3 protein-coding genes are annotated in these 4,065 nt (G+C 31.7%); all 3 read left to right on the plus strand.

What is annotated here, in order from left to right; all coding sequences use genetic code 11:
• Positions 1-218: 218 nt before the first annotated feature.
• Genes ACFWM3_RS24880 through ACFWM3_RS24890 form a run of 3 tightly spaced genes read left to right on the plus strand, consistent with a single transcriptional unit; the run spans position 219 to position 3,735 of the window.
• Positions 219-1,973 carry an ABC transporter ATP-binding protein gene (locus ACFWM3_RS24880; protein ID WP_390313390.1) on the plus strand — a complete coding sequence of 585 codons (1,755 nt, stop codon included), beginning with the start codon at positions 219-221 and terminating at the stop codon, positions 1,971-1,973.
• 23 nt (positions 1,974-1,996) lie between these two features.
• Entirely contained in the window at positions 1,997-2,671 is a 675-nt protein-coding gene (locus tag ACFWM3_RS24885) for a response regulator (RefSeq protein ID WP_390313392.1), read from the plus strand.
• Positions 2,668-3,735 (plus strand): HAMP domain-containing sensor histidine kinase, encoded by a 1,068-nt coding sequence (locus ACFWM3_RS24890; RefSeq protein ID WP_056468418.1) that lies wholly within the window; start codon positions 2,668-2,670, stop codon positions 3,733-3,735. Before ACFWM3_RS24885 ends, ACFWM3_RS24890 begins: the two co-directional genes overlap by 4 nt.
• The last annotated feature ends 330 nt before the right edge of the window (positions 3,736-4,065 follow it).

The raw sequence follows: 4,065 nt of genomic DNA on the forward strand, positions 1-4,065 counted from the left end.
GCTCTTTTGCGTCGATGGTAGTTGGGGGTTTCCCCCTGTGAGAGTAGAACGTCGCCTGGTAACTAAAAACATCAGCTATTAGGCTGATGTTTTTTTTGCGTTATAAAAGATAATATTTAAGAGGAATAATACAGTTTAGTTCATTCTTTATTCATATTTTAGCTGTAAATTTTAAAGGTAAAGTAGATAAAAAAATAGTAAGTGTAAGGAGTAAAGATATGAGAGAAGAAACTAATTCAAATAAAAAAAGTGACTGGAGAAATTTTATCTCTTTAATTAAGAATGCAAACCCGCCTAAATGGTTATTTGCAATAGGCGTATTATTAAGCGTAGCCACTACTTTAGTCGGGTTACTATTACCTTTACTAACAAAGAAATTTGTAGATGGTTTTTCATTAGCATCCTTAAGTGCAGGACAAATAGCGGTTTTTGTTGCGGTACTAGTCATACAGGCCATTTCATCAGCAGCTTCTATCTATCTGCTTAGTCGAGTGGGAAATACAGTTGTTGCCAATGTAAGACACAGATTGTGGAAGAAAATGATAGTACTTCCAATATCTTATTTCGATGAGACTCAGACTGGAGATAATGTTAGTCGTGTTACGAATGACACAGCAATTTTAAAAGGGTTAATAACAGAACATATAACAAACTTTTTAACAGGAATCATTTCAATTATTGGATCTTTTATATTACTACTAGTATTAGATTGGAGAATGACATTAGTAACTTTTAGTATTATACCTGTTATTGCTTTAATATTTATCCCTATTGGAAAACAAATGTCAAAATTATCAAAAGCAACTCAAGATGAAACGGCAAAATTCACTTCATTAATAAGCCAAGTTTTTTCGGAGATTAGATTAGTAAAAGTTTCGAATGCAGAAAGTACTGAAATTACAAATGGAAACAAGGGAATTAATAATTTATTATCTTTCGGTATTAAGGAAGGGAAATTACATTCTCTAATTGGACCAATTGTTTCCTTTGTATTGATGCTTATTTTAGTAGTTATTATTGGATATGGCGGGGTTAGGGTCTCGTCAGGTGCAATAACTGCAGGGGCATTAGTAGCTTATATACTATATTTATTTCAAATTATCTTCCCAGTGACACAAATTACACATTTCTTTACTGAGCTTCAAAAAACAAAAGGTGCTACTGAAAGAATGATTAGTATATTAGAACTAGAAGAAGAAGATTATCAAGTTGGAAAAGATGAAGTTGATATGAATTTACCAATTAATATTAATAAGTTACATTTTGCATATAAGGAAGAAGAGATGTTAACAAACCTTAATTTTGTGATTCCTCCAGGTAAAGTAACAGCTATTGTAGGGCCAAGCGGCAGTGGAAAGACAACGTTATTTTCACTCATTGAACGATTTTATCCTCCCAAAGATGGAGAAATAACAATTGGAAATAATCCAATTAATAGTTTCAATTTAGAGAGCTGGAGAAAACAAATAGGTTATGTTGCACAAGAAAGTCCTCTAATTGCTGGTACAATTAGAGATAACATTTGCTATGGAATTAAAAGGGATATATCTGATCAAGAATTGGCTAATGTATCGGGTATGGCATATGTTGATCAATTTGTTAATGACTTACCTGAAGGTTTTAATACAGAGGTTGGAGAAAGAGGTATAAAACTATCAGGTGGTCAAAGACAACGAATAGGTATTGCGAGGGCTTTATTAAGAAACCCTAAATTATTAATGTTGGATGAGGCAACTTCCAATCTTGATAGTAGGTCCGAATTAGTTGTACAAAATGCACTTTCCAATTTAATGAAAGGGAGAACTACTTTAATTATTGCTCATCGTCTTTCAACAGTTATAGATGCGGATCAAATTGTATTTTTAGATAAAGGGAAAATAACTGGTATTGGAACACATGATGAATTATATAGTAGTCATTTAATGTACAGAGAATTTGCAGATCAGCAATTAAGGGTAAACAGTGCGGTGTAATTAAATTGAAGGAAGGTGTCTTTATGGCTAGTATTTTAATCGTAGACGATGATCCACATATTCGAAAACTATTAAATGTTTTACTTCGTGATGAGGGGTTTACTGTTTTTGAGGCTACAAATGGTATTGAAGCAATTAGTGTTTTTGAGGATAACAAAATAGATATGTTAATGATAGATTTAATGATGCCCAAAATGGACGGATTCGAGCTTTGTCGAGAAATACGCAATGAATATGATCTTCCTATAATTATGTTAACTGCAAAAGGTGAAACCGAGCAGAAAGTTAGAGGGTTTAAATTAGGGACCGATGACTATATTGTAAAACCATTTGAACCAGTCGAATTGGTTGTTCGTGTAAAAGCTTTGTTAAGAAGATCAAAAATATCTTCATCTAAAATTGTTCAAATAGGAAATTTAACAATAGACCACGGTAATTACAAAGTTCTAAATGATCACCAAGTAATCAATATGCCATTGAAAGAGTTAGAGCTTTTATTTACTTTAGCGAGCTCTTTAGGAAGGACTTATTCTAGGGAACAATTAATTGAAAACATTTGGGGATTCGATTATGCAGGGGATGAAAGAACTGTAGATGTTCATATAAAGCGATTGAGGGAAAGATTTCCCGAGAAAGAATTTGGTTTTAAAATTTCTACTGTATGGGGATTAGGGTATCGAATGGAGCTATTAAAGTGAAGGTACTGAAAAAGATTAGAGATGTTATAGGAGCTATATTATTATTAACGACTGCAATAACAATTGGAAGCGTAATTGTTCACTATTCTACTAATTACTTTTATGAACATCAGCTCACTAATTTATCAGATTTAACGAAACAAATCATAAATACATTTTTAACCTTTCTATTATTAATGCTCGGAGGAGCCGTATTTGGTAGAATGTTTCATCATCCAAAGCAAATGAAAATGGTAAAAGAAATAATGCAGGCAATTCGAAGTATTTCAAGGGGAGAGTTTAAAGTATCAGTAGATCTTGAAAAGTTCAGGAATGCATTTGGTGGTGAAATAGGAGAGATAATAGACAGCTTTAACCATATGGCAAAGAATTTAGATCAAATGGAATACATGCGACAAGAGTTTATATCTAACGTTTCACATGAAATTCAATCGCCCTTAACATCTATTAAAGGTTTTGCTAAAGTATTACAAAATGAAAAATTACCGTTAGAAGAGCGAGAGCAATATTTAAATATAATTGAGTATGAAAGTACAAGATTATCGAAGCTTAGCGATAATCTTCTAAAGCTAACTTCACTAGAATCACAAAGCCAGCCAATAGAAAAGAACAGTTTTTCGTTAAATAGCCAACTTATGTACTCATTGTTAAGCTGCGAACCCCAGATACTAGAAAAAAAAATCAATATGCATGTTGATCTTGGTAAAATTGACTTTATTGGAGATGAGGCTCTTTTAAATCAGGTTTGGATGAATTTAATTACAAACAGTATAAAGTTTACTCCTAACGATGGGGATCTATTTATCTCTGCAATACAAGATAGTGACAAGGTAGTTATACAAATTCAAGATACTGGAATAGGTATTTCTGAAGAAGATCAAGTGCATATATTTGAAAGATTTTATAAAGCAGATAAATCAAGAGACAGGACAACTAGTGGAAATGGATTAGGTTTATCAATCGTAAAGAAAATTGTCGATATGCACAATGGAATTGTTTATGTAAAAAGTGAGATCGGTAAAGGGTCACTATTTGTAGTTGAATTACCTGTAATAGCAGAGTAATGGTTTTTCATTGTAGTAAATAGAGTTTAGTAAAGTTAACTACTCTTTTTCTATAATGAAAAACATTATCTTTTTTTTATTAAAAAGTTATTGCAATCATAAAAGCATCATGGTATATTATTAAACGTTGTCACATTAAACCAATAAATGAGGCAAGAAAATAATATAAAAAAGTTGTTGACTAAACAAACTTGAATATGTTATTATTATATAAGTCGCTAAGAGATAAAGCGATAAAGTGAACTTTGAAAACTAAACAAAACATGAAGTAAACGTCAATTATTAGTTTTTTGAGCAATACAAGATTTAAACTTAACTTTTATGGAGAGT

Origin of the sequence: Gottfriedia sp. NPDC058432 (assembly GCF_042721555.1) — a bacterium.
Lineage (GTDB): Bacteria > Bacillota > Bacilli > Bacillales > Bacillaceae_G > Gottfriedia.